The 25,017-nt window shown below is 62.0% G+C and carries 21 protein-coding genes and 1 pseudogene; 15 read left to right on the forward strand and 7 right to left on the reverse strand.

The genetic code is table 11. The annotated features are described in order from the left end of the window. The first annotated feature begins 307 nt into the window (after positions 1-307). The 5 genes from P3T22_RS06270 (at position 308) to P3T22_RS06290 (ending at position 5,644) form a co-directional block, all read left to right on the forward strand. Positions 308-760 carry an HU family DNA-binding protein gene (locus tag P3T22_RS06270; protein WP_007177969.1) on the forward strand — a complete coding sequence of 151 codons (453 nt, stop codon included), beginning with the start codon at positions 308-310 and terminating at the stop codon, positions 758-760. 412 nt (positions 761-1,172) lie between these two features. Further along, on the forward strand, positions 1,173-2,582 hold the full coding sequence (locus tag P3T22_RS06275; protein WP_429324528.1) for a circularly permuted type 2 ATP-grasp protein: 1,410 nt from the start codon (positions 1,173-1,175) through the stop codon (positions 2,580-2,582). A 184-nt stretch (positions 2,583-2,766) separates the two neighbouring features. Then, entirely contained in the window at positions 2,767-3,717 is a 951-nt protein-coding gene (locus P3T22_RS06280; RefSeq protein ID WP_063499930.1) for an alpha-E domain-containing protein, read from the forward strand. Positions 3,718-3,730: 13 nt separating this feature from the next. Continuing rightward, positions 3,731-4,558 carry a transglutaminase family protein gene (locus P3T22_RS06285; protein WP_063499929.1) on the forward strand — a complete coding sequence of 276 codons (828 nt, stop codon included), beginning with the start codon at positions 3,731-3,733 and terminating at the stop codon, positions 4,556-4,558. 213 nt (positions 4,559-4,771) lie between these two features. Beyond that, entirely contained in the window at positions 4,772-5,644 is an 873-nt protein-coding gene (locus tag P3T22_RS06290) for a peptidase (RefSeq protein ID WP_429324529.1), read from the forward strand. A 287-nt stretch (positions 5,645-5,931) separates the two neighbouring features. Here the strand turns inward: P3T22_RS06290 and P3T22_RS06295 are convergent, their stop codons facing one another. Then, positions 5,932-7,119: a porin gene (locus tag P3T22_RS06295; RefSeq protein WP_063499927.1), complete on the reverse strand. Its 1,188-nt coding sequence runs from the start codon at positions 7,117-7,119 to the stop codon at positions 5,932-5,934. Between the two features lie 400 nt (positions 7,120-7,519). After that, on the reverse strand, positions 7,520-8,842 hold the full coding sequence (locus P3T22_RS06300) for a YihY/virulence factor BrkB family protein (RefSeq protein WP_429324530.1): 1,323 nt from the start codon (positions 8,840-8,842) through the stop codon (positions 7,520-7,522). A 213-nt stretch (positions 8,843-9,055) separates the two neighbouring features. Between P3T22_RS06300 and P3T22_RS06305 the strand changes: the two genes are divergently transcribed. After that, a complete protein-coding gene (locus P3T22_RS06305; RefSeq protein WP_429324691.1) occupies positions 9,056-9,598 on the forward strand; it encodes a YbaK/EbsC family protein in 543 nt (180 codons plus the stop codon). A 116-nt stretch (positions 9,599-9,714) separates the two neighbouring features. On the opposite strand, the gene P3T22_RS06310 is transcribed toward P3T22_RS06305, so the two are convergent. Next, positions 9,715-10,305, reverse strand: coding sequence for a BPSL1445 family SYLF domain-containing lipoprotein (locus P3T22_RS06310; protein ID WP_429324531.1), 591 nt, complete (start codon positions 10,303-10,305; stop codon positions 9,715-9,717). Between the two features lie 206 nt (positions 10,306-10,511). Further along, positions 10,512-11,900 carry an FAD-binding oxidoreductase gene (locus P3T22_RS06315; protein ID WP_429324532.1) on the reverse strand — a complete coding sequence of 463 codons (1,389 nt, stop codon included), beginning with the start codon at positions 11,898-11,900 and terminating at the stop codon, positions 10,512-10,514. Positions 11,901-12,158: 258 nt separating this feature from the next. Between P3T22_RS06315 and P3T22_RS06320 the strand changes: the two genes are divergently transcribed. Further along, positions 12,159-12,671 carry a hypothetical protein gene (locus P3T22_RS06320; RefSeq protein ID WP_429324533.1) on the forward strand — a complete coding sequence of 171 codons (513 nt, stop codon included), beginning with the start codon at positions 12,159-12,161 and terminating at the stop codon, positions 12,669-12,671. 792 nt (positions 12,672-13,463) lie between these two features. Here the strand turns inward: P3T22_RS06320 and P3T22_RS06325 are convergent. From P3T22_RS06325 to P3T22_RS06335, 3 genes are all read right to left on the reverse strand, one after another. Continuing rightward, positions 13,464-14,627 carry a hypothetical protein gene (locus P3T22_RS06325; protein ID WP_429324534.1) on the reverse strand — a complete coding sequence of 388 codons (1,164 nt, stop codon included), beginning with the start codon at positions 14,625-14,627 and terminating at the stop codon, positions 13,464-13,466. Positions 14,628-15,387: 760 nt separating this feature from the next. Beyond that, positions 15,388-16,677 carry an NRAMP family divalent metal transporter gene (locus P3T22_RS06330; protein ID WP_063500834.1) on the reverse strand — a complete coding sequence of 430 codons (1,290 nt, stop codon included), beginning with the start codon at positions 16,675-16,677 and terminating at the stop codon, positions 15,388-15,390. Positions 16,678-16,808: 131 nt separating this feature from the next. Next, positions 16,809-16,961: a hypothetical protein gene (locus tag P3T22_RS06335; RefSeq protein ID WP_429324535.1), complete on the reverse strand. Its 153-nt coding sequence runs from the start codon at positions 16,959-16,961 to the stop codon at positions 16,809-16,811. Between the two features lie 102 nt (positions 16,962-17,063). On the opposite strand from P3T22_RS06335, the gene P3T22_RS06340 reads away from it, so the two are divergent. The 8 genes and pseudogenes from P3T22_RS06340 (at position 17,064) to P3T22_RS06375 (ending at position 25,015) form a co-directional block, all read left to right on the forward strand. Beyond that, positions 17,064-17,411, forward strand: coding sequence for an FKBP-type peptidyl-prolyl cis-trans isomerase (locus tag P3T22_RS06340; protein WP_236721126.1), 348 nt, complete (start codon positions 17,064-17,066; stop codon positions 17,409-17,411). Between the two features lie 775 nt (positions 17,412-18,186). Next, on the forward strand, positions 18,187-18,525 hold the full coding sequence (locus tag P3T22_RS06345) for a hypothetical protein (protein ID WP_063499919.1): 339 nt from the start codon (positions 18,187-18,189) through the stop codon (positions 18,523-18,525). Between the two features lie 180 nt (positions 18,526-18,705). Further along, positions 18,706-19,515 carry an H-NS family nucleoid-associated regulatory protein gene (locus P3T22_RS06350; RefSeq protein ID WP_429324536.1) on the forward strand — a complete coding sequence of 270 codons (810 nt, stop codon included), beginning with the start codon at positions 18,706-18,708 and terminating at the stop codon, positions 19,513-19,515. Positions 19,516-19,537: 22 nt separating this feature from the next. Next, positions 19,538-20,023, forward strand: a complete 486-nt coding sequence (locus tag P3T22_RS06355; protein ID WP_063499917.1) for a hypothetical protein — start codon at positions 19,538-19,540, stop codon at positions 20,021-20,023. 485 nt (positions 20,024-20,508) lie between these two features. After that, positions 20,509-21,348 (forward strand): annotated as a pseudogene (locus P3T22_RS06360) (alpha/beta fold hydrolase); the annotation flags it as partial. Positions 21,349-21,485: 137 nt separating this feature from the next. Then, a complete protein-coding gene (locus tag P3T22_RS06365) occupies positions 21,486-22,055 on the forward strand; it encodes a methyltransferase family protein (protein ID WP_429324537.1) in 570 nt (189 codons plus the stop codon). A gap of 9 nt (positions 22,056-22,064) precedes the next feature. After that, complete coding sequence (locus P3T22_RS06370) at positions 22,065-23,405, forward strand: glycosyltransferase (RefSeq protein WP_429324538.1); 1,341 nt, start codon at positions 22,065-22,067, stop codon at positions 23,403-23,405. After that, the gene (locus tag P3T22_RS06375; protein ID WP_063499915.1) at positions 23,402-25,015 is read left to right on the forward strand and encodes a DHA2 family efflux MFS transporter permease subunit; all 1,614 of its coding nucleotides are present in this window, start codon (positions 23,402-23,404) and stop codon (positions 25,013-25,015) included. The genes P3T22_RS06370 and P3T22_RS06375 overlap by 4 nt, the downstream gene beginning before the upstream one ends. Positions 25,016-25,017: the final 2 nt, after the last annotated feature.

The following is a 25,017-nucleotide window of genomic DNA, read 5'->3' on the forward strand; positions in this document are numbered from 1 at the left end:
TCTGCATCGAGTCGCGATCCGTCGACGATCGCCCGGCGCCGAAAGTGCCTCTATTCACGTATCGAAATGGCTTGTAACGCACGTTACGTGTTCGTGTTGCAGACCTCGCCGACGGACGTCGACGCACGTTTACCCGCTAAAACAAGGATCAAAATGTGTTGCGCAGTCTGCGCCGCGCAACAAACCTTCGCTGTTATACACAAAAGAGTCGCGCAAACCGTATTAGCGCTTGTAGAATCCGGCGTTGAAGCGCGCACATACCGTGCGCGCTTCGTGCAATTCACTGACCACTACAGGTAGGAGAAACATGCCGACTTCCGCAAAAAAGGTGGCCAAGAAGGCTGCTGCCCCGGTACCGACCAAGAAGGTTGCTGCAAAGAAAGTCCCTGCGAAGAAAGCCGTCGCAGCTAAGAAGGTCGCCGTGAAGGCGTCCAGCGCTCCGTCGCCGATCAAGGACACCTTCACGAAGGCCTCGCTGGCTGCACACGTCGCTGAACGCGCGGCTGTGGAACCGAAGACCGCCAAGGCCGTTCTGGCCGCGCTCGAAGACACGATCCTCGGCGCCGTGCACAAGAAGGGCGCTGGCGAATTCACGCTGTCGGGTCTTCTGAAGATCGTCGTGCAAGCTGTGCCGGCGAAGAAGAAGCGCTTCGGCAAAGACCCGTTCTCGGGCGAAGAGCGTTGGTTCCCGGCCAAGCCGGCTAGCGTGCGCATCAAGGCACGTCCGCTGAAGAAGCTGAAAGACGCAGCAGCAGGCTGATCGTGCTTCATGCGTTACCGCGGTTTTTGAGCGTGGGTTTTAGCGGTGCGTTTTTAGCCGTGTGCTGTTAACCGTGCGCCTTTAACTGTCGTTAACGTTTAAGCCGACCTGCAGTGCGAGTTGTCCGAATCCCCGTGGATGTGAATCCGCGGGGATTTTTTATGTGCGTCCGCCGTGGTGATGCGAACGCGCCGCCGCCCGCCACGGTGCCCCTTATGCACTGTACTAGCGCATCATGAGCGGTCGCAGTACGATGGCAGCGAGGCCATGCCGGTCAGGATGCGCTCTTGGCGTGCATGCACCGTGTTTAGCACGCGAAAAGCTCAATGGCATAGCGCTTGCTTGAACGATTGTCGAACACCGAATGCGCAGCGCATTCGCCTTCTATCCGACAACAAGAGCGGGGCGTGACATGCGATGCTATGACGAGATGCGTCATCATGACGATTCCGTGCGGCCACACTACGCGCGCTTTGAGCGGTGGCTGGTGAAGCAGGGCAATGAGGCGATCGCACGCAAGCGTGCGGAAGCCGACCTGCTGTTTCGCCGGGTCGGCATCACCTTCGCGGTGAACGGCGATTTGTCCGGCACCGAGCGGCTGATTCCCTTCGATCTGATTCCGCGCATCATTCCGCGCAGCGAATGGCAGACGCTGGAGGCCGGATTGCGCCAGCGGGTGCAGGCGCTCAATCTGTTTATCCACGACGTCTATCACGATCGCAACATCGTGCGCGCCGGTATCGTGCCGGCCGGACAGGTCTATACCAACGCGCAATACCGGCCTGAAATGCAGGGCGTCAATGTGCCGCTCGGTGTTTACGCGCATATCGCCGGGGTCGACGTGGTGCGCGCGGGCGACGAGGGCGACTTCTACGTGCTCGAAGACAACTTGCGGGTGCCGTCGGGCGTGTCCTATATGTTGGAAAACCGCAAGATGATGATGCGGCTTTTCCCCGAGTTGTTCGTGCAGAACCGCATTGCGCCGGTCGCGCATTATCCCGATCTGCTGCTCGACACACTGCGCTCGGTGGCGCCCGAAGGCGTCGACGATCCGGTCGTGGTGGTGCTCACGCCAGGCATGTACAACTCCGCGTATTTCGAGCACACGTTCCTCGCGCAGCAGATGGGCGTCGAACTGGTGGAAGGCAAGGATCTGTTCGTCGACGATAACTATGTGTTCATGCGCACCACGCAGGGGCCGAAGCGCGTCGACGTGATCTACCGCCGCGTCGACGACGATTTTCTCGACCCGCTCGCCTTCCGCAACGATTCGGCGCTGGGCGTGCCGGGTCTGTTGACCGCATATCGCGCCGGACGTGTCGCGCTTGCGAACGCCATGGGCACCGGCATCGCCGACGACAAATCGATCTACCCGTATGTGCCGGAAATGATCGAGTTTTACTTAGGCGAGAAGCCGATCCTCAACAACGTACCCACGTTCCAGTGCCGCAAGCCCGACGATCTCGCCTACACGCTCGCGCATCTGCCGGAGCTGGTCGTGAAGGAAGTGCACGGCGCGGGTGGCTACGGGATGCTGGTGGGACCGGCGTCGACGAAAGCCGAAATCGAATCGTTTCGCGAGCGCCTGATTGCGCGGCCCGCGGGTTATATCGCGCAGCCCACGCTGGCGCTCTCCGCGTGTCCGACCTTTGTCGAAGCGGGCATCGCGCCGCGCCATATCGACTTGCGGCCCTTCGTGCTGTCCGGCAAGAGTGTGACGATGTGCGCGGGCGGTCTGACGCGCGTGGCGTTGCAGGAGGGCTCGCTCGTCGTCAATTCGTCGCAGGGAGGCGGGACTAAAGACACGTGGATGGTCGACTGACGCAGTTGCCAATACGGTTGCCCATGCCGCAGCTGATGCAGCAACTCCTGTAGACATGCAGGCAACCGCGCCCGCAACCTAACGCGCCGGCAGATGAGTCAGACAGTCGCCGGCGCACACGGATAACCCGCGCGGACCTTTTACTTTCGCAAAGGTCTCGCGTCACCAGATACGGAATGCCGTCATGCTAAGCCGAACCGCCGATCACCTCTTCTGGATGGCCCGCTACATGGAGCGCGCGGAGAACACCGCCCGCATGCTCGATATCAACCTGAAGGCCTTGCTGTTGCCGCAAACGCCAGAACAGGAGTCGCGCGCGCAACGTTCGGTGCTGCGCATCTCCGAACTCGAATCTGCTTTCGCGCAAAGCTACGACGAACCGACCCGCGAACACGTGCTCGATTTCATGGTGGCAGATGCGACCAATCCGTCGAGCATTCACTCGTGCTTGCACGCCGCACGCGAAAACGCCCGCGCCGTGCGCGGCACCTTGACGACCGAATGGTGGGAAACCATCAACGACACCTGGCTCGAGTTCAACGAACTCGCCTCGTCCGGCCAGACGTCGAGCAATCCAGGCGCGCTATTCGAGTGGGTGAAGTTCCGTTCGCATCTGTCGCGCGGCGTGACGATCGGCACCGCGTTGCAGGACGACGCGTTCTTCTTCACGCAGCTCGGCACCTTTCTCGAACGCGCCGACAACACCGCGCGGATTCTCGATGTGCGCTTTGCCGACGTCGAGCCGAATTCACGCGATGCCGCGCGCCAGCTCGAAGACTTCTACTACTGGACCTCGATTCTCAGCTCGGTGTCGGCGCTGGAGATTTATCGCAAGGTGTATCGCGACGTCGTCACGCCGGCGCGAGTGGTCGAATTGATGATCCTGAACCAGCAGATGCCGCGCTCGCTGCTTGCTTCGCTCGAAGGCGTCTGCACGAATCTGGCGATGCTGCGCACGCCGGGCTCGAACCAGTGCGAACGGTTTGCCGGCAAGCTGCGCGCCGAGCTGGTGTACTCCGACATCCGGCAGATTTTCGAAGCCGGCCTGCACGCCTATCTGACGCAGTTCCTTGCTCGCGTGTTCGAGCTCGGCAATCTGGTTGCGCGTACCTATCTGATGCTGCCAGTCGCCTGACGGAGTTTTATTTATGTACCTGACGATCCGCCACGACACGTCCTATCGTTACGAAGCGACTGTCCATTATTCGATCCAGCAACTGCGTCTGACACCGTCGAGCGGTGCCTCGCAGGTGGTGCGGCGCTGGAGCATCGACGCGCCCGGCAAGCTCGACGCTACCGTCGACGCCTACGGCAATGTGCTGCATACACTTGTCATCAACAAGCCGCATGGCGAGATTCGTCTGCATGTAGCAGGCGAAGTGGACACGATTCCGCTGATCGATGGCCGATTACCCGACGCCGTCGGCCCGATTCCGCTCGAGCATTTCACCTGCTCAACGCGTCTCACGGAGGCCGACGCGGCGATTCGCGAGCTGGCCGAATCGGTGCCGAGCCTCGCGAGCTCAAGCAATCTGATCGAGTTGTCCGAGCAGATCTTGCAGCGCGTGAAATACAACTCCGGCATCACCGAAGTCACCAGCACGGCTGCCCAGGCGCTCGCGCTCGGCAACGGCGTGTGCCAGGACCATGCGCACCTGATGCTGGCCTGCTGCCGCGCGCGCGGCATCCCGGCGCGTTACGTGAGCGGCTACATCGAACCCGGCGACGTCGGTCCCGAAGGACTTCCCCTTGGCGGAGAGCACGGCGCGAGTCACGCATGGGTCGACGTGTGGCTCGACGGCAAGGGCTGGATTTCCGTCGACGTCACGCACGCCGCGTTTGCCAGCGAGATTTACTGCCGGCTCGCTGTGGCGCGCGACTACGAAGCCGCCGCGCCGGTGCGCGGCCGGCGTATCGGCGGGCTGGAGGAGCAACTGAAGGTGTCCGTCACGGTCAGTGGGCAGATGCCGCAATAGCGGCGGGGGACGCGGCCAGCGGGGTGCCAGGGCCGCCCCTTGACGGGTGTCGCCAGGCGGGCGGCTCGCCGGCGGCCTGGCAAGGGGTTTGAATGAGCGTCAGCCCGCATAACTGTTCAGATTAGGCCCGTGCCCGCCGTAATACGGATTAAGGCGCGTGCGCGCCGCATTACAATAGCGCCGTACTGTCGTTTTTCGCGGGTATTTTTCCTTATGACTTACTGTGTCGCGATGTCCGTCGACGAAGGGCTCGTGTTCCTGTCGGACACGCGTACCAATGCGGGCGTCGATCACATCAGCACCGCGCGCAAGATGTCGGTGTTCGAGCAGCCAGGCGAGCGCATGCTCGTGCTGCTGGGCGCCGGCAATCTGTCGATCACGCAAGCGGTGCTGCACGAGTTGTCCGAGCCCGCCGATCCGTCGCAACCCACGCTCTGGAGCGCGCCCACCATGGCCGATGCGGCCCGCGTGATCGGCCGCGCGGTGCGCCGCGTGCATCAACGCGAGGCCGAAGCGTTGCAGGAATTCGGCGTCGACTTCAATTGCAGCTTCATTCTCGGCGGCCAGATCGCGGGCAACCGGCCGCGCCTGTTCATGATCTACGCGGCGGGGAATTTCATCGAAGCGTCGGCCGTGAACCCGTATTTCCAGATCGGCGAGGCAAAATACGGCAAGCCGATCATCGATCGCGTGCTGACACCGTCGACGCCACTCGACGAAGCGGCCAAGTGCGCGCTCATTTCAATGGATTCGACGCTGCGTTCGAATCTTTCGGTCGGGCTGCCGCTCGATCTGCTGGTTTACGAGAAAGATTCGCTGCGCGTCACGCGTTTCGTGTCGATCGATCACGACAATGCGTACTTCGAGATGATTCACAGCACGTGGGGGGAGCGGCTGCGTCAGGTATTCGGCGAGATTCCCGATCCGGACTGGCAGGATTCGCCCAATGTGCCGCTACTGCAGCGCGAGCGTGCGCTGGTGCTGCATCGTGCGCCGGTGGGGGCGGACGGCGTGGAGCATGAGTTCGATGCGAAGCCGGCGCAGACATTGGCGCAGGCGGAGAAGGGAAAGGCCCAGCGCCGCTAGGCAGTTCAGCGTGGATCTACGGCTACGGGCCGGGAGCATCGCAGCAAGGTCGTCGCGAGCCTGTTAAAGGCTTGCCGGCGGCCTTTTTCATTGGTTCCATCGGTTGAGTTGATCGCGATGAACGCTTGCGGTGCGCGTCGAACTCTCCATCGATCTGCGGTCTGGTCTCCACATGACAGGGGTCGCCGCGTGCGCCAGAACCGGCAGGCGAAAAAAAACCAGCCACAGGCTTGCGCCCGTGGCTGGTTTTCGAACTGCGTGTTGCTTCAGCAGTCCGTTAAGCTTGATTAGAACTTGTGGCGGATGCCCAGGCTAACCATTTCTTGCGAGTTGGAAGCCGAGTTGTAGCCGTACGAACCGATCGATGCGCCAGCCGAGACCAGTTGGCCGCTCGAGTTACGCTGTTCGCCGCTTGCGTGTTGCCATGCGCCGACCAGGTAGACGTCCGTGCGCTTCGACAGGTTGTAGTCGCCGCCCAGGGAAACCTGGTTGTACTTTGCGCTCGAGTCGCCCGTGCCCTTCGTGTAGATGTAGCCCACGCCCACCAGCATAGCCGGCGTTGCCTGGTAGCCAAAGTACACGCCGCCGACGTTGTACTTCTCGGTCGAACCGAAGCCCGAATTCGCATCCGGCTTGTATTGCGCATTGCTGTAGCGCAGGTTGACCGTGAACGGGCCTGTCACGTATTGCGCTGCGACCGAAGCGATGCCGATCGACTTGGCTGCAGCGTAGGCCGAGTTGACCTGGCCGTCGAACGTACCGTCCGACGTGCTGCCGTTCCAGCCTGCCGTCGGCGGCGTGCCAGCCGTGCGGCTAGCCAGCGTGTTGCCGTTGTCGGCGCGGAAGTAGCCTGCAGCCACGCTGAACGGACCCGTTGCGTACGTTGCAGCGCCCGACCACGTTTGACCCGAACCCGTTTGACCCGCCACGCCACCCAGCGCGTACATGCCTTCGAACTGGAGGCCGCCCCACACCGGCGAGGTGTACTTGATGGCGCTGTTCGTGCGCGAGGAGTTGTCGTTGTTATCGACGTCGCCCGGCGTTGTGAAGGTGGAACCGAAGTAGTTGTCACCCGTCAGCGGCTGAACCAGGTCGACCAGCGGGTCGTACTGACGACCCAGCGTGACCGTGCCCCACTGGTCGCCCGTCAGGCCGACGTAGGCTTGACGACCGAACATCCGACCGCCTTGATTCAGCTTGCCGGTGTTCACGTCAAAGCCGTTTTCCAACTGGAAGATTGCCTTCAGGCCACCGCCGAGGTCTTCCGTGCCCTTCAGGCCAAAACGATCGCCTTGCAGGTTGCCGGCGACCATCGCGACCAGATTCTTATTCTTACCAGCTGCGTCTTGTGTGTTGTGAACGTACTGGATCGATTCATCGATCAGGCCGTAAAGGGTAACGCTGCTTTGAGCATGCGCCATGCCGGTGACGCCGAGAAGCGCCAGCGAGAGGGTAGACAGTGCGACTCGTTTCATCCATTTCTCCACGCAGATGATTAGTTTGTTGTTGCGAAAAGGAGAATAGCTCACTGCCTCAACCGATAAGAACTGGAAAAAAAAGACTGTCTCCAAAAACCGACAGAAGGTGCAAAGCCTTGTATTTAAAGCCCGTTAACGATTGTTGCTATTTTCGCAATATTGAATCACTGACTGCGCATTATTGTTGTTTGGTTGACAGTGACGGCTTCGGTACCTGCGATTTGGACACTTGTTTGAATGGTCTTTGTAACCTAGTCGTCTAACTGTTGCAGCCGTTGTGCAGCGCCCGTATAAAAATGGAGCCGCGTCGCGCTTGACGGGCGCGCTAGACAGAATTTATGCGTTGTGAGCATTGCAATCACTGTGATTGCAATTTTTGGCCGAGCCGCCGCACTTCCTACTCGCGCCGGCTGTTGTCGTCCCCGCTGCGGCGCGCCATGGCAGCGGCTGCCAGGCCGGCCGCTGCCGCAAACAGCACCGAGGTCCACGGATGCCGTTTGACATAGCGATCGGCCGCAACGGCGGTGCGGCCCGCTTCTACGAGCGTGACGGCGGCGAAGTGTGTCGCCTGCGCTTCGGCAAGGACGACGGTACGGCCGAGCTTGACCGCGGCCGCTCGTGCGGAAGTCTTCTTCCGCGTTTGCATTCGTGACAAAGCTGACGCTGGAGCAGCGGTGGCAAGCGCAGAAGCGGCTGCTCCAGTTGCAGGCGCAAACCCGGCAGCACGGGCTTCGCGATCTTCCATGCGAGGCACAGCATCCGCCGATACCGTCGATGCCGCCAGCACCGAAGCGAGCTTGGCGCGGCTGCCCGGCGGCGACTCTTCCTGCATGCCCCAGCCGCCGCGCGGATCGTGCACGCGCCCGCGCGCCGCCGAAAATTCCGCGCCGAGCAGGAGTACGGCCGCGGAGAAGTACAGCCACATCAGCAGCACGGCCAGCGAGCCGGCCGCGCCGAACGAACTCGCCATCCCCGCGTGCGCGATATATAGCGCGAACAGCTTCTTGCCGGCCGAGAACAGCACGGCCGCGACGATCCCGCCGACGAGCGCATCGACCCAGCGCACCTTGGCGTCCGGCAGAAACTTCAGCAGGCCGGCAAAAGCGAAGGCCAGCACCAGCAAGCCGACGCCGAGTTGCAGCAGATTGCCGATCACCACGTACGGCGAGTCGCCCCACAGCCATTTGCCGACGAACGTGATGACCGTATCGAGCACCAGCGAGACGATCAGCAGGAACGCGACACCGAGCACCAGGCCGAACGAAATCAGCCGCACGCGCACCATCGCGATCACGCTCGACGAGCGCGGGCCGGTATATGGCCACACCAGATTGAGTGCGCTATTGAGCGACGAGAAGGTCGCCGAGGCGCCGATCGCCAGCATCGAGAACGAAATGATCGCCGCGATGCCACCGGCGCTGCCGCTGTGATGGGCGTTCTCAACGATGGTTTGCACGCCCGCGGCGGCCTGGTCGCCGAGCAGGCCGTGAATGTGGGTGAACAGTTCGCCGCGCGCGGCTGCGGCGCCGAAGAACCAGCCTGCCACGGCGATCACCATGACCAGCGTGGGCGCGAGCGAGAATGCCGCATAGAAGGCGATGCTGGCGGCCATGGCCGCGCAGCGGTCGTCGGCAAACTGCTTGAATGCGCCGATTGCCCAATTGGCCTGCTGGCGGGCCACCAATCGGAGCTTCTCGGCGGAAAGCGTGTCGATGTCCATGGTCGTTCTTCTCAATGGGATGGTGGCGCCGGATACGCCACGCGCGTGCCGTTGAGGTGGCATGAGGCGGCGTCAACGCAGGCTTCGCATCGACGCCTTGTGCAAACTGTGTGCCTGTCACTATAACAAGCGTTGCATGCATGCATGCGCGCGCGATACGCCGCAGGCACGGGTGCCGTTAGAATGCCGCTGGACCTTCACACTCTTATCACCATGCACTCGCACGAACTCGTCAAGCAACTGGATGTCATTCCCGCGGAACAACTGAGCGCGCATTTGCCGGCGCATGTCGTCGAGAATCTGCCGGCCCAGGGCGTGACCGTGTTTGCCGTTAGCGACGACGCTTCGGACACCGCCGAATTCAGTGCGCGCTACGGCTTCGGCCTCGAGGACTGCGCCAACACGATCGTGATCCGCTACAAGAAGGCGGGCGCCGAGCATTACGCGGCGCTGGTCTCGCTGGGTTCGCTGCGTCTGGACATCAATGGTGCGGTAAAAGCTGCGCTGGGCGCGCAGCGCCTCTCGTTCGCCAAACGGGAGGCCGCCGTGGAGCATAGCGGGATGGAGTTCGGCGGAATTACTGCCTTCGGCTTGCCGGAAGACTGGCGTATTCTCGTCGACGCCGCAGTTATGGAGCGTACCCAGATCGTGATGGGGGCAGGGGTGCGAGCGGCCAAGCTGCTGTTGGCGCCCGAGGTGCTGCGGCAGTGGCCGCGCTGTGAAGTTGCCTCGCTTGCGCTGCCGGAAGGGCAGTGATCGAGCCAGTTGCGCTCATATTCGATGTTTCGGCGCGCATGGTGCGCGTAACGCCGCAAGCGGTGTCACGCAGCCGGATGCGTGACTGCGTGACTGTGTCTCGCATGCGCGTTTGCTCAGATGATCAGACGTGAGACCTTGGTGCCTTCGAGCGATATACCGGCCATCAGGCCGCCATTCGTCAGCACAAAAGCTTCCACCGGGCTGGTGGCGGTCGAGGTATCCACCGCGCCGTTCGCGCCGACCTTCAGCACGGCGACCGTTGCATCGGCGCCTGCTGCCCATCCCTGGCTGCTGAGGAATGTGTCGAACGCGTCTTGCGTCATGAACAGGAAGATGAGCGCTTTGGACTGCGCGCCGATCTGCAAACCGAACGAACCCGCAACGGTGCTGTAGTAGCCCGTCGTGCGGCCGGCCACGCGCAACGCGCCTTCGCCGTATTGCCCGCCGACCCAGAAGCCCGCCGAAATCACCGACGGGAACACGAGCACGCCGCGCGCTTTGTCGACCAGTTCACGCGACCCTGTGACGTTCGCGTAGAGCCGTGACAGGGTGGAGTCGACGCCGGCGTTGATCGTGTCGCGCTTGCCGGCGTTCGCCGAAGACGACGCGCTCGAGGATGGCGACGTGGTCGTGCAGCCGGCGAGGCCAAGACCCGCCGTAGCCAAAGCGGCGCTCGTGGTCATGATGAATTGTCGTCTGCGCATGAGGGTTCTCCTTGTGCATGATGAAGGTTGCGTTTTTTGTTCGACGTTGCGTGCCGTGGCGCCGGTAAGCCCGTACGCCGCCAGCCCGCATGCCTGCTAACCAGCATTTGGCGTGCCTGACGCCGCGGGTTGTGCATCAGACAGCCATCATGCGCTGACGTTCGCGCGGGGATTCACGGCGTTCAACGCCGCATCCCCGTCGATCCCTACGCCGCCGGGCGGATATTCTGATTGTGGCGGAACAGGTTTTGCGGGTCGTAGCGGTTCTTCGCGGCGACGAGGCGCTCGTAGTTCGGCCCATACGCGTCAGCCACCCGGCCGCCTTCCTCCTGTGTCATGAAGTTGACGTACACGCTGCCTAGCGCGAACGGTGCGGCCGCGTCGAAGAAAGCGCGAGCCCAGGCAATGCAGCGCTCGTCGTCGCTCGCGTCGTCCCAACGGCCGTGCACGTTCATCGCGTACTGCGTGTCGCGGCTCGAATAGGCTGTGGCTTCGACCGGCACCCGGCTCGTCTGTGCGCCGATCTGCCCGAAGAAAATTTCGCATTGCGGCGACGGCAGCCTGTTGATCGCATCGAGCAGCGCATCGATGAGGCCGTCCGGTATGCCGTCGAGGTTGTGCGACTTCCAGTAGTTACGAGCGCCCGGTGTAAGCAGGGGATCGAACGCCTGTTGCCACATGGCGTACGGCATCGGCCCAAGATGTTCGCCGAGCGGCGTGCCGAAGCCGCGCACGGCCTCCACCACGGACGGTCCGTTTTCGACGGGGCCCGTGTAGCACATCGCGAATACGATGACCGGCTTGCCGTGCGCCTCGGGCGGCAGGAACGGCAGCGGTGGCGCGAGCCGCAAAACAGCCCATACGCTCAACTCGTCCGGCATCTGTTCCGCAGCCGTGCGGTACTGGTGCAGGGCATGCTTCGCCTGATCCAGCGGCAGCACGACGAGGCCGCCGTATACGAGTGGCCCTACGGGATGCAGCGCGAACTCGAAGCGCGTCACCACGCCAAAATTGCCGCCGCCGCCGCGAATCGCCCAGAACAGATCTTCATGCGAGTCGGCGCTTGCGTGCAGCAGCTCGCCGTCGGCGGTGACCACGTCCGCTGAAATCAGATTGTCGACGGTCATGCCATATCTGCGGCTCAGCCAGCCGAACCCGCCACCCAGCGTCAGACCTGCTACGCCGGTGGTCGAGTTGATGCCAAGCGGCGTGGCGAGCCCGAACGCTTGCGCTTCGTGGTCGAAATCGCCCAGCGTAGCGCCAGGCTCGACATGCGCGCGCCGCGCTGCCGAATCGATATAGACCGATTTCATCGGCGACAGGTCGATCACGAGACCTTCGTCGCACAGCGCGGTGCCGGCGATGTTATGGCCGCCGCTGTGCACCGCCAGCGGCAGACCGTTGTCGCGCGCGAATGCTACGCCGCGGCACACGTCGGCCACGCCGGCGCAGCGCAGGATCATCGCCGGATGCCGGTCGATCATTGCATTCCAGATGCTGCGGGCCTCGTCGAAACCCGCGTCGCCGGACAGCAACAATTCGCCTCGGATCGCGGCCTTGAGTTCTTCAGCGGCGCTGCTGGACACGCTAACCATGACACACCTCCAGACATAGTGGGAGACGCTCTCGCAACACCGTTGAACTGAACAAAGTAAATTGAAAGCGTCTGGACAGGTTCAATTTGCGTCCAGTAAACGGCTCTGCTTCCGTAAGTCAAACAAAGGTAAACCCGTGTCTGCGATCGAGGCCGCGCGAAAGCGCGTGCGGCAAGTGTCCGGCGTCGCGGCGCGGGTCATGGCTGTTGCCGCCGCAACGTATGGTGGAAATGCTTCGAGAAAAGGCCGCGAGAAGAAGTGTTGGTTGCGCGCCGCGGTGGTGGCTGCGCGGCGACACTTTTGTGCCCGAAAGCTGGCATTTTCGGTTGCGCGCATTTGCGGGCAGGGCAAACGGTGCTCGTCCATGGCGGGGCGGGCGATGTCGGATATGTCTCAGTGGAGTTGGCGCTCGCGCCCGGTGCGAAGGTCTTTGCGACAGTTAGCGAACGCGAACGCGAACGCGGCGTGGTCGAGGCGCTCGGTGTTACGCCGATCGATTACCGTGCGCAGCCGGTTGAGCGATATGTCCGGTCGGCGACGGACGGCGTGGGTTTCGACCTGGTCGTCGTGAAGATGCCGTCCACGATCAGATTTTGGCCAGTGATTTGCATTGTCTGTGTGATTGCCCTCACTTCCATTTTTGCAAATTCTCTTTTGTGTCCGGACAAACGCTTATATGAAACGTTTATTCGCGTCACGGTCTACTTCTCTCCTCGGATACTGCGCATCCTGCGGGTGATAGGTCAGTTTGCGGCTGTTCTATTCATCTGATGAAGAGATCCACTCGTCAAATGGCTGTAATAGTTTGGACTGCGTATCTAAAGGCAGAAATTTACGGCGTTTCAGAAGCGCGGAAATTGACGTTCTTTGCCAGGTGCGCAACGAAATTAATCGGCAAAAGGCCATCAATATCGCATTGCGTGGGCTAGCGCACGGTCACTGGTGGGCGCTCCGCATAACTTCAACGTCAATCGGGTCCTGCTGTGCTCTTTTCAAAGCTTTGTTCGCGCGCAGCGAGTCGTTCGTCCCGGATCACTTCAATTCGGATCGGGATTATTCGTGGGAGAGAAGTCGAGCGTCACGCTATGTTCGTGCGGCGCGCGGCAATGTCGACCGGGCTTTGAAGTTTAATTTTTTAACAGCGAACAGAGATTCACTCCTTATCTGGATCCGTATTTCGAGATATATGTTTAGGAGAATGAAATGAAGAAGCAGAGCGGGGACGCGCGGGCGTTGGGGACAGGCAAAGCAGTATTGGCGGTTGCTGTGAGTCTTTATGCGGCGATGGCGGGCGCTCAAACGAGTCCGGCGGCACCTGAGGCGCCGTCGGCAGATTCGACGAAGCTGATGGTTGCGCAAGCATCGCCGATCGGTTGTGCACTATCCGGTGCGCCTGCCTGCAAGAAGGAGGACGGTGGATCGCGGGCGGCCGGCGGCGGTGGCGTGTCAGCGGCCGCGGGTCCGGGGTCGACGTCGGGTTCGGGTTCGAATTCGGGTTCGAATTCGGGCTCACAGAGCAGCAACGGCAGCGGAAGTTCGGCGACTGGGTCGAGCGCGGCTGGACTAGGTGCAGGGGGCGCGGGGAGTGACAGTGGGGGGAAGGGCGGGGCAGGCAGTGGCGGGGAGGGAAGTGGCGGGACTGGTAGTGGCGGGACGGGAAGCGGTGGGACGGACGGCAATGGCGACGGCGGTGGTAACGGCGGACACCACGGCGGACACCACGGCGGAGATGGTGGCCATGGCGATGGTGGCCATGGCGATGGTGGTCATGGCGATGGCGGTCATGGCGACGGCGGTCATGGTGATGGCGGTCATGGCGACGGCGGTCATGGTGATGGCGGTCATGGCGACGGCGGTCATGGTGATGGCGGCCACGGCGACGGCGGTCATGGCGACGGCGGTCATGGTGATGGCGGTCATGGTGATGGCGGTCATGGCGATGGTGGTCGTGGTGACGGCGGCCATGGCGACGGCGGTCATGGCGATGGCGGCCACGGCGATGGCGGTCATGGTGACGGCGGTCATGGCGACGGTGGTCGTGGTGACGGCGGCCATGGCGATGGCGGTCATGGTGACGGCGGCCATGGCGATGGCGGTCATGGTGCCGGCGGCCACGGCGATGGCGGTCATGGCGATGGCGGTCGTGGTGACGGCGGCCATGGCGATGGTGGTCGTGGTGACGGCGGCCATGGCGATGGAGGTCATGGAGACGGCGGTCATGGCGATGGCGGCCACGGCGATGGCGGTCATGGTGATGGCGGTCATGGCGATGGCGGTCATGGCGACGGTGGCCACGGTGCCGGCGGCCATGGCGATGGTGGTCGTGGCGACGGCGGTCATGGTGATGGCGGTCATGGTGACGGTGGCCACGGTGCCGGCGGCCATGGCGACGGCGGTCATGGCGACGGTGGCCACGGTGCCGGCGGCCATGGCGATGGTGGCCGTGGCGACGGCGGTCATGGCAATGGCGGCCATGGTGACGGCGGCCATGGCGATGGCGGTCATGGTGATGGTGGTCATGGCGACGGTGGCCACGGTGCCGGCGGCCATGGCGACGGCGGTCATGGCGACGGTGGCCATGGCGATGGTGGTCGAGGCGATGGCGGCCACGGCGACGGCGGTCATGGTGGTCACGGCGACGGCGGCAAAGGCAGCAGCGGCCAGGGCCACGGCGGCGGCTTCGGCAGCGGCGGCAATGGCGGTGGTTACGGCGGTGGCCGCGGCCACTGACGCAGCGGGCGCTCCTCAGCGCGCGGGCAGCCGGCAGCCGGCAAACGGCTTCCCGCGCTGACGTCCCGGCCGGGATCACGTGAGCGGATAGCCCACCATCCGCTCACCCTCACGCCCGCCAATCCCGCGCAAAAGAGAAACAGAAAGAAACAGAGAAACCAATGCGGGATATTTCAGAAAGTAAAAAATCCCATCGACGGATTCGCCTTCAACCCAAAGGCAACTCCGCCGGTGCGATGAACCCCTACACCCTGCACATCTTCCCGAGCAGGAAAGCCAACCGCTACCCCGAGCCCCTTGTCGCACCGCTTCAGTCACCTACCTTCTCAAGTTCGGCAAGCATTCGCTCGACGCGATCCGCGGGATCGGAGTCGGCTCGACAACGTTTGAGCGCGCGGCATCACACAGGTACTCGCAAGAATCGGCTTGTGCAATGACAACCGCCTCGGCAAAACGCGTTGGCCAGTCGAGCGCTCGATTGCATGGATTCACACGTCTCGACGTCTGAAGACTCGCTGCGAAAGCTATGCTGATGTTGAAGATGTCTTCCTGTCTCACTACTCAATTCCTCAATATATTTAGTTATACATGCTATTGCGCGTGCGGCGGCGCAAGCCGCAGTACCGGTGACCCGAGAAGTGCCGCCGCAAACGCCTTCGACCTCGATAGAGATGGCCGATGTCGCCAGCCATCCGGCGTCAGTTAGCGGCACAGCGATTCGCCCTGCCATTCGATCGACGATTTTCGTCGGGCGCAATCAGGTCGGCCAGAACATGCCGAGCGCAGCGAGCCCCATTGCCGCGGTCGCAATCCAGCCGAGCCAGCGCAACCAGCCGGTTACCACGAACTGGCCCATGACCTTGGGGCTCGCCGCCATCACCATGACCAGCGCCATGATTGGCACGGCCGCGACGCCGTTGATCACCGCACTCCAATACAGTGCTTTGATTGGGTCGAGCCGCATGAACGTGAGCGCAATGCCGCCGAGAATCGCTACGGCGATCACGCCATAGAACCGCTTCGCCAGATTCACCTGCAACGCCAGGCTGTTGCGCCATTTCATCGTGCCCGCAGCCGCGTAAGCGGCCGAACCCGCCAGCACCGGCAACGCTAGCAGGCCCGTGCCGATGATGCCGAGACTGAACAGCGCAAACGCCATGTTGCCGGCAATCGGCTTGAGCGCGCTGGCGGCATCGGCGGTGGTTTTTACTTCAATGTGGTGCGCGTGCAGCGTGGCGGCGGCGGTGAGCATGATGAAAAATGCCACGCCGTTCGACACGGCCATCCCGACCCACGTGTCCGTATTGATTCGCTTCAGTTGTGCGGACGCCTGTAGCGGCGCGCGCAATAGCGGTTGCTCAGCCGGTTTCGAGCGGATCTCCTCGACTTCCTGCGACGCTTGCCAGAAGAAGAGATAGGGGCTGATCGTCGTCCCGAGCACTGCGACCACGGTGGTCAAATAGTCACTCGACAATTGGACTGGCGGTTTCACGATGCTCAGGCCGACGGCTTTCCAATCGATCGGAATCACGAAGATGATGGCGACATAGGCGAACAACGCGAGCGTCAGCCATTTCAGAATGTTCGCGTAGCGTTCGTATGGAATGAATACCTGCATTAGCAGCGATGCTGTGCCGAACAACGCGACGTAGAGTTGGACCGGGCCGCCGATCACCAGTTTGGCGGCGGCGCCCATTGCAGCGAGATCGGCCGCGATATTGATGGTGTTGGCCACCAGCAGAACCAGTACCGCGAGATACAGGAGCGGAGCGGGGTAGTGGCGGCGCAGATTGGTTGCGAGTCCGCTACCCGTCACCCGCCCCATGCGCGCACTGACCAGCTGTATCGACACCATCAGCGGGTAAGTAATCAGCAACGTCCATAGCAGTCCAAAGCCGAATTGTGCGCCGGCCTGCGAATAGGTGGCGATACCGCTCGGGTCGTCGTCCGCGGCGCCGGTGATCAGGCCAGGGCCTAGCCGCTTCATCCAGGAGCGTTCGTCGATGTCTTCAACGACAAGTTCCGGTTCCAGGTTTTCAGTGGTCATCGTCATCCGCCTGCAAAGGGAACCGGTGTTGAGCTGCCGCTCATATAGAAGCGCGCGTGCGCGTCTGGTGGCAACGGTACGCGTCGCTCATCGGGAAGTAGCATTCTCTGTGCCTGTGCCTGTGCCTGTGCCTATGCCTGCGCCTGCGCCTGTGCCTGTGCCTGTGCCTGTGCCTGTGCCTGTGCCTGCACCTGCACCTGCACCTGCACCTGCACCTGCACCCCCGGCCTTGCGGCGCAATTGCCCCCGCGTCCGGGATTGTTTGCAGCGCTGGGCGACGGCATAGGACATGTCATCCGCTACAATGACGCGCACCACCCACCTGGAGACTTGCCTTGAAATCTATCGTTGCTTTGGTCGCCGCGGCTGTTCTTTCTTCCACGGCGATGGCCGCTTCCACTACTGAAAAATTGCCTTCTGGCGTAATCGTTGAGCATCTTACGCAAGGCACGGGTGCCCAGCCGGCCGCTGACGATGTCGTGAAGGTCAACTACCGCGGCACGCTCGCTGACGGCACCGAGTTCGATAGCTCGGCGAAGCATGGCGGCCCGGCAACCTTCCCGCTCAATCGCGTGATTCCGTGCTGGACGCAAGGTGTGCAAAAAATGAAAGTCGGCGGCAAGGCCAAGCTGACCTGCCCGGCGGCCACTGCCTATGGCGAGCGCGGCGTCGGCGCGATTCCGCCGAATAGCGATCTGACGTTTGAAGTCGAACTCGTTGGAATCGTCAAGTAATACGGCGCCAAACGCGCTGAGACTGAACCCTGCTCCGAGATCGAAGTGGGGTTTTTCTTTTTCAGGGCAATGCATTTGCCCGCTGAAATCTATCCGTGACGAAGCTCGAGGTGCTCGCGCGGCGATCGGCGCTGACGTCTATTCGATCGCGTGGTTTTTCTAAAAGAAAAGAAGTTCTGATCTTACTCGGCCGGCGCGCATAGCATCGACACATACACAATAGTGGAAACGACGATCATGCCGACGCCGACTACAGAAGAAAAAACAAACCGGATAATTCAGCGTCCGATTGTCGCAGCGCTAATCGGCAGCGCAACCCACATCGCATGGGCCACGGGGACCGCCCCCGGTGGAGCGAAGTCTTTGAGAAAAGTGATTGCCGGCGCTTCCACGACGCCGTCAAGGAGCACCGTTTTGTGACGACACAGGAGATTCTACCGGACTGCGGACTGCGGACTGCGGACTGCGGACTGCGGACTGCGGACTGCGGACCGCGGACCGCGGACCGCGGATTGCGTGAACAGTGCATGCTATTCCGCCCTCACTTGCTGATGTTGCACGGCCCGTTCTTCCGCTTGCTTCTTCGCGATCTGTTTTCCCACCAGGCAGCCGCCCACCGCGCCAACCACCGCTGCAAGATTGGTAACACGGGATTACCAGCAAAAAAATGAACTGCCGCCCTTTGAATCTCCGAATGCTTGCCTATAGTAGAAGCGGTTATTGCCGTAATGCACTGCGGCCGGCTTCTCTTGACGTGGGTGACGGGGAAACAGAAATGACGCCATCGAATGCTGCGATCTATCAGGTCCAGACTAGCACGCCGGATTCATTACGAACGCTTGCCGGCTATCTCGAATTGGCGCTCGACGAAGGGGAGAGCGTGGTTCTGATGCGGATCGGCACGCAGGTGCGCAGTGTTTATGTCGGCAATCCGTCCGGCGCTCTGGAGGATTTGACGGATCACGGCGTAGTGGCCGCCTTTCAGGCCGACGAGATGCTGGCATTGACGCAGTTGGGACTCAACCGGATAACCGCCGACGATCAACAGTACCGATTCATGCGCAGTGTGAGATATATAGCCGACCGCCAGGTTGTCGTTTTTACGCCGACTTAAGTGGTTGGGCAGCAATCGAAAAGACTAAAGAATGGGACTATCGGGTAGTGGACTCGAAAGGTTCGTACTCCACTGGATGCGTTCCAGTGTAAAACCGGTTGCCTTTATAGCCGCGTAGATCTGCCTTTCTGGCGCTATTCGTGGCATAGTTCGATCGATTACCACATAAGGAGCAATCAAATGCCCACGTTAGAGCAAATCCAGGCAAAGCTTAAGAAGCTCCAGGCGCAAGCTGACACGCTTATTGCCAGGAAAGCACAAGTCGCGGTCAACCAGATTCGCGAATTGATGCTCAAGCATGGCCTGACTACCGCAGATATCGAAGCAAAGGCACAGGCGAAACGCGCCGCGCACGCCTTGAATGGGCATGCTGCAGGTGCCAAGGCAAAAGCCGCCGGCGCAGGCAAGTCGATTCCGAAGTACCGCAATAACAAAACGGGCGCGACCTGGACGGGCCACGGGCGTGCACCCGCCTGGATTGCCGCCGTGAAAGACCGGACTCAATTCCTGATTGAAGGCGCTAGCGAATTGAAGCCCGCGGCAAAGGCGGCAGTCACTCGCGCCAAAGCCGGAAGTAAAGGTCAGCCTAAAGGCGCGCAACCGCCCAAGTACCTCGATCCGAAAACCGGCGCCACCTGGAGCGGGCGCGGTCCGGCGCCGGCATGGCTCGCAACGGTCAAAGACCGAACCAGGTTTCTGATCGATAGCGCGGCGGCCAGCAATGTCGCCGCCGGCAAAGTAGTAACGGCGAAAAAGGCGGTGGCGTCCAAAACGGCCGCCAGGAAGGGCACTGCGGCAACTAAAAAAGCCGCGGCAAAGAAAAGCGCCGCCAAGCCGGCTGTGAAAAAAGCCACCGCAAAGAAGGCTGCCGTGAAGAAAACCGCGGCGGCAAAGAAAGTGCCGGGTCGCAAGACGGTGAGCAAAGGCAATGCCGGCGCGACGAGCGCTGCCGCAGCGCCGCAAACCTCGACGGTGCAAGCCGGCGCGTGAGCGCAATGGAGTCGCGAAGTAGATGATTAGCACGCTCGAGTCACCCCAGCAGGAAGACCATGTCGTCCTGCTGGACTCCGTTCCTCATCCGGCAGCCGACGCCGCCGAACCATTCATTGTCACCAGCGACCGCCGGGTGATTCTGGCCTATCCAATTGCTGAATCCGACTTTGAACAGTTCGGACCATTCGATTCCGATGACGATCCGTTTTGCACGGTGCTATTTCCCGACGCCGTGTTTCATCGACTGGGGCCGCCCGGCGATATCGATCTCGAGATCCATCCGCTCGCTTCGCTTGGGCTCACCGGGTACTCGGTTCACGAAGTGATGAACTCGTCGCTGGCCGCCGAGATTTCGGCCGTCACTTCGCCCGGTCCTGCGCAGCGCCATTTTGTCATCACGTTTCAGGGCTCGACGTTCGAATGCGTGGCGTCGGACTATACGGTGGTCGGCGTGTACGGCGCCGGCGAGATCGCCTGCCGGGAAGCATTCTCGCTGGTCCGGTAGTGTCTTGAGTAGCGTGGCGCAATGGCTGCGGAACTCAATGCCATTTCCTTTCAATAACATTTTCCCTGCCAATTTCGAACATATCCTCAGTGACATTTTCAGCTTTTATTTTTGAAATATGTTAAAAAGCTTTCCGTCATCGCGTATTGACATCAAGTCTTCACGCAGCAAGAGCAGACTGGTGTCAACGAATGGCGTGCGGCAGAGATTGAAGCAACGCTTTCCAAATTACATATAAAAACATTACGAGGCATCGAACGCTCGATTGAAGCGAACCTGAGTTCAGGCGCGCGTCAAAGAGAGCCGGCAGGGATCACGTTGAGTGAACCTGTTTTCGGTGCAGCAGCGGTCGTCGCGGATCGGATTTGCCGGCGTCAAGGCAAGTCACATGGGCCTGATCCCCGGTAGTCCGGCCGCAAGGCGTCCGCGAGTGCGGGCGCGGTATCGGTACGCATTTGCCTGGCGCAAGTGCATGCGAATACGCCATGCCCATCGAAAAACTCCTTGTTCCGCTACCGGCGGGCCTGAAAGTCTACGTTGAACGTCACGTATTCGATCCGGCCTTCGAGAGTGTCATTCTGATCAACGGCGCGCTGGCCACCACGGCGTCGTTCGGACAGACAATCAAATACCTCGGCGAACGCTATAACCCAATTTGTTTCGATTTACCTTATGCGGGTCAATCGAAAGCGCATAACGTTTGCGACTTCGTTCTGACAAAAGACGATGAAGTCGACATTCTGCTGCATCTAATAGGCTTATTCGAGCCGAGCTTCCTGTTGTCGGTGTCGTGGGGCGGGGTGGCGTCGCTGCTGGCGCTCTCGCGGGCGCGCACTAGTGTGAGGCGCGCGGTGATTGTTTCGTTCTCGCCGCGGCTCAACGGGGCGATGACCGCGTATGTAACCGCGGCACGCGACCACATCGCCGCCGGCGAAAATCTAAAGGCCGCGCAGCTGCTCAACGATACCGTTGGCCGGCATCTGCCGCGCATCATGAAGCTCTATAACTACCGCTACCTCTCTACCCTGCCGCGCGATGAGCAGGACCAGGTGGCGTTTCACGTCGACCAGATTCTGGCCATCCGCCCCGAGGACTATCTGCACGAGTTCCGCAACATCGATTGCGGATTGAAATTTCTCAACGGCGAGCTCGACGACTACACCACGCCTGAGGACGCCCGCTCGCTCAGCGCGCATCTGAAGCGCGCCGAGTTTCTCACGATCGAGCAGGCCGGGCATTTCCTCGATCTCGAAGGACGGCCCGCGCTGCGCCAGGTCAGGACGGCGATTTTCGATTACTTCGGTGCCGCTCGGGTGCCGGCGGCAGGCCGTGAGCTCGACTGCTTCGACGCATTTGCCGCCCGCTCGCCCATCATGCCGGTGCAGCAAGCCGCCATTGCAAACGTCGCGAACGTCGTGTTGCAGGCCACCGCCGATCACTCGTTCCAACAGGTCGAACTACCGTGAATATCGCTCAGAGCATTGCCATTGTCGTACCGTGGGCGCTGTGGCTGCTGTATTGGGTCGCGACGTCGAACCGCGTCAAGGAGACCGCGCGCAAGGAGGCGTCACGATCGCGCACGTTGCAGTCGATTCCATTGATTGGCGGTGGCGCGCTGATCGTGCTGCCGGACTTCAACACAGCGGCGTTGTCTGCTGATCCACATGCGGTCGGGCCGCTGCAACTGGCCGGCTTCGCGGTGCTGCTGGCCGGCCTTGCGTTTTCCGTGTGGGCGCGGCTGCATCTCGGCACCAACTGGAGCGTGTCGGTCACGCTGAAGGAAGGGCATGAGCTGGTGCGCAGCGGGCCCTATGGACTGGTTCGTCATCCGATCTATACCGGCTGCCTGCTGGCGCTTCTGGGGGCGGTGCTGATCGGCGCGCAATGGCGTGGCGCGGCGGGGCTATTGCTGATTTTCGCGTCGCTGGCGTACAAGGTGCGGGTCGAGGAGAGCTGGCTGACCGGTCACTTTGGCCGTGCGTATGCGCAGTATCGTCGCGACGTCGCCGCGCTGATTCCCGGTCTCTTCTGAGCTGCCTGAATGACGAAAGTCATCATCACCGCGATCGGCTCGGCGGGCGACGTGCATCCTTTGCTCGGTATCGGCGCGGCGTTGGCTGCGCGCGGCCACCAGATCGTCTTCTGCACGCATGCGCCGTTCGCTGAGGCTGTCGCGCGCCAGGGTTTCGCATTCGTGCCGATCGGCACCGCCGCCGAATATGAGGCGGCCATGGCGAACCCGGCGCTATGGCATCCGCGCACGTCGTTCCGCACGCTGTGGGCGGTGATTGCACCGACGCTGCGGCCGCATTTCGACACACTGGCTGCGTTGACCGATAGCGACACCGTGCTGGTCGGCACGTTGTGGGCTTTTTCCGCGCGGCTGATGCAGGAACTGTATCGCGTGCCGTTCGTGTCGGTGCAGGTGTCGCCGTCGACCCTGCTCTCCGCGCATGCGCCGCCGACACACCCGCGGCTGACGATTCCGCGCGGCTTGCCGCTGGCTGTAAAAACCGCGCTGCTGCGGCTGATCGAGCGGCAGGCGCTCGACAAGGTCTGTGGCCCCACATTGAACGCGGTACGCGCGGAATTGGGGCTCGCACCGGCGCGGCGCATTTTCGGCGAGTGGCTGCATTCGACCGACGGCGTGCTGTGTCTCTTTCCGGAATGGTTCGCGCAAGCTCAGCCGGATTGGCCGGCGCCGCGCTGCCTCAGCGGCTTTCCGCTGTTCAACGACACGGCTGCGACCGCGCCCGATCCGCAACTCGACGCTTTTCTCGCTGCGGGCGAGCGGCCCGTGGTTTTCACAGCGGGCTCGACCTTGATCGATCAGGATCGCTATGCGAGCGCAGTGAGCGCGGCGCTGATGGAAGGCGGGCTGCGCGGCATTCTTTTGACGCCGGATGCGCCTCGAGCCGAAGCGGCCGCCGCTCGGGCGGATATGCGTGCAGCCTCGCGAGGCGTGCTGCTCAGGCGGCGTTATGTGCCGCTGCAGACGCTGTTGCCGCGCTGCCGGGCGCTGGTGCATCACGGCGGCATCGGCACGGCAGCACTTGCGTATGCCGCCGGGATTCCGCAAGTCCTGACGCCATTCGCACACGACCAGTTCGACAATGCGCAGCGGGTCGTCGCGAGCGGTTGTGGTGTTCGGCTCGATAGGGCGCTGCAGCCGCAGGCTCTCGCGCGCGCATTGAAGCAAGTGCTCGGCAGCCCAGCAATCGCGACGCAGTGCGGACGCGTGCAGGACCGGCTCGGGGCGTCGCCGGATGGTTGCGAGGCAGCCGCACGCTATGTCGAAGATTTCATGCGGACCAGGGTGCGCGCGCAAACCGTCGGCCGCGCGTCTTTGCCGGCATTGGCAGCCAGCGGACACAGCGTATGAGCGCCGCCACGCCGTTGCCGAAGCGCGCCGCGCCGGCCGGCGCGGCGCATGGCCCCGGCCCCGGCCCGGATTCTGCCGCCGGGCGCAGCGTACCCGGCATGCGCGGTGCGCAGCTCGCCTTGCTGACGTTCGCGCTGTCGCTGGCCACCTTCATCGAAGTCCTGGATTCGACGGTAACCAACGTCGCGGTACCGGCTATTTCCGGCGGCCTCGGCGTGTCCAACAGTCAGGGCACATGGGTGATCAGCTCGTACTCCGTGGCCGCAGCCATCGCCGTGCCCTTGACGGGCTGGCTCTCGCGCCGGCTCGGCGAAACGCGGCTGTTCCTCGGAGCGGTGATCCTCTTCACGTTGACGTCGCTGCTATGCGGCGTGGCCGGCGACTTCCACCTTCTGGTGGTATGCCGGGCATTGCAGGGGCTCTTTTCCGGACCGATGGTGCCGCTTTCGCAAACTATCCTGCTGCGTACCTTTCCGCCGGATAAGCGCGTTGTGGCACTCGCTCTGTGGGCGATGACGGTGCTGCTCGCGCCGATCTTCGGCCCGGTGGTCGGCGGCTGGATCATCGACAGTTTCTCGTGGCCGTGGATCTTTCTGATCAATCTGCCGATCGGCATCTTCTCGTTCGCGGTGTGCATGACGCTGCTGCGCCCCGACGCATCCGCTGGCAAGGCTGCGCCGATCGATCTGCCGGGCATTCTCTTGCTGGTCATCGGCGTCGGCTCGCTGCAAACGGTGTTGGATCTCGGTCACGATCGTGGCTGGTTCGATTCACCTTTGATCCTCACGCTGGCGATTGTCGCCGGTTTGGCGATCGTGTCGCTGTTGATCTGGGAGGCGGGTGAACGGCATCCGGTGATCGATCTGAGCCTGTTCCGCGACCGCACGTTTTCGTTTTGTATGCTGATCATTTCGCTTGGCATGATGAGCTTTTCGGTGGTCGGCGTGATCTTTCCGCTCTGGCTGCAGGCCGTGATGGGCTACACGGCGTACCAGGCCGGGCTCGCCACCGCACCGCTCGGGGTGCTCGCGCTGGTGTTCTCGATTCTGGTCGGCGTGTATGCGGCGCGTTTCGACGCGCGCGTGCTCGCGACGTTCGGCTTTCTCCTGTTTGCGGCCGTGTTGTGGTGGGACGCGCATTTCACGCTGACCATGACCTTTACGCAGATCATCACGCCGGGTCTGATCCAGGGCATCGGCTTGCCGTGCTTCTTCATTCCGTTGACCGCGGCGACGCTTTCGCGCGTGTCCGACGACAAGCTCGCCGCGGCCTCCAGCCTGTCGAACTTTTTGCGCACGCTATCGGCGGCGTTCGGCACGGCCATGAGCGTCACGCTATGGGATAACCGCGCGCTGTATCACTACGACGTCGTCGCGCAGTCGGTGACGAAATCGTCCGGCAACACGCAGCGCTTCGTTCAGAGTCTGCATGGCATGGGTATCGACGGCGCGCGCGAACTCACCACCTTGCATCACGTCGTGCAGCAACAGGCTTACATGATGGCGACCGGCGACATGTTCTACATGGCAAGCATCACCTGCCTCGTGCTCGCCGCGATGATGTGGCTTACGCGTCCGAAGCGCGGCGCGGCGATGGCTTTAGGTCACTGAGG

It is taken from the genome of Paraburkholderia sp. GAS348 (assembly GCF_050434205.1).
Lineage (GTDB): Bacteria > Pseudomonadota > Gammaproteobacteria > Burkholderiales > Burkholderiaceae > Paraburkholderia.

Excerpts from the sequence above, each read along its gene's own strand:
- P3T22_RS06270 (WP_007177969.1), top strand. The coding sequence starts at position 308 with ATGCCGACTTCCGCAAAAAAGGTGGCCAAGAAGGCTGCTGCCCCGGTA.
- P3T22_RS06275 (WP_429324528.1), top strand. The coding sequence starts at position 1,173 with ATGCGATGCTATGACGAGATGCGTCATCATGACGATTCCGTGCGGCCA.
- P3T22_RS06280 (WP_063499930.1), top strand. The coding sequence starts at position 2,767 with ATGCTAAGCCGAACCGCCGATCACCTCTTCTGGATGGCCCGCTACATG.
- P3T22_RS06285 (WP_063499929.1), top strand. The coding sequence starts at position 3,731 with ATGTACCTGACGATCCGCCACGACACGTCCTATCGTTACGAAGCGACT.
- P3T22_RS06290 (WP_429324529.1), top strand. The coding sequence starts at position 4,772 with ATGACTTACTGTGTCGCGATGTCCGTCGACGAAGGGCTCGTGTTCCTG.
- P3T22_RS06295 (WP_063499927.1), bottom strand. The coding sequence starts at position 7,119 with ATGAAACGAGTCGCACTGTCTACCCTCTCGCTGGCGCTTCTCGGCGTC.
- P3T22_RS06300 (WP_429324530.1), bottom strand. The coding sequence starts at position 8,842 with ATGGACATCGACACGCTTTCCGCCGAGAAGCTCCGATTGGTGGCCCGC.
- P3T22_RS06305 (WP_429324691.1), top strand. The coding sequence starts at position 9,056 with ATGCACTCGCACGAACTCGTCAAGCAACTGGATGTCATTCCCGCGGAA.
- P3T22_RS06310 (WP_429324531.1), bottom strand. The coding sequence starts at position 10,305 with ATGCGCAGACGACAATTCATCATGACCACGAGCGCCGCTTTGGCTACG.
- P3T22_RS06315 (WP_429324532.1), bottom strand. The coding sequence starts at position 11,900 with ATGGTTAGCGTGTCCAGCAGCGCCGCTGAAGAACTCAAGGCCGCGATC.
- P3T22_RS06330 (WP_063500834.1), bottom strand. The coding sequence starts at position 16,677 with ATGACCACTGAAAACCTGGAACCGGAACTTGTCGTTGAAGACATCGAC.
- P3T22_RS06335 (WP_429324535.1), bottom strand. The coding sequence starts at position 16,961 with ATGCCGTCGCCCAGCGCTGCAAACAATCCCGGACGCGGGGGCAATTGC.
- P3T22_RS06340 (WP_236721126.1), top strand. The coding sequence starts at position 17,064 with ATGGCCGCTTCCACTACTGAAAAATTGCCTTCTGGCGTAATCGTTGAG.
- P3T22_RS06345 (WP_063499919.1), top strand. The coding sequence starts at position 18,187 with ATGACGCCATCGAATGCTGCGATCTATCAGGTCCAGACTAGCACGCCG.
- P3T22_RS06350 (WP_429324536.1), top strand. The coding sequence starts at position 18,706 with ATGCCCACGTTAGAGCAAATCCAGGCAAAGCTTAAGAAGCTCCAGGCG.
- P3T22_RS06355 (WP_063499917.1), top strand. The coding sequence starts at position 19,538 with ATGATTAGCACGCTCGAGTCACCCCAGCAGGAAGACCATGTCGTCCTG.
- P3T22_RS06370 (WP_429324538.1), top strand. The coding sequence starts at position 22,065 with ATGACGAAAGTCATCATCACCGCGATCGGCTCGGCGGGCGACGTGCAT.
- P3T22_RS06375 (WP_063499915.1), top strand. The coding sequence starts at position 23,402 with ATGAGCGCCGCCACGCCGTTGCCGAAGCGCGCCGCGCCGGCCGGCGCG.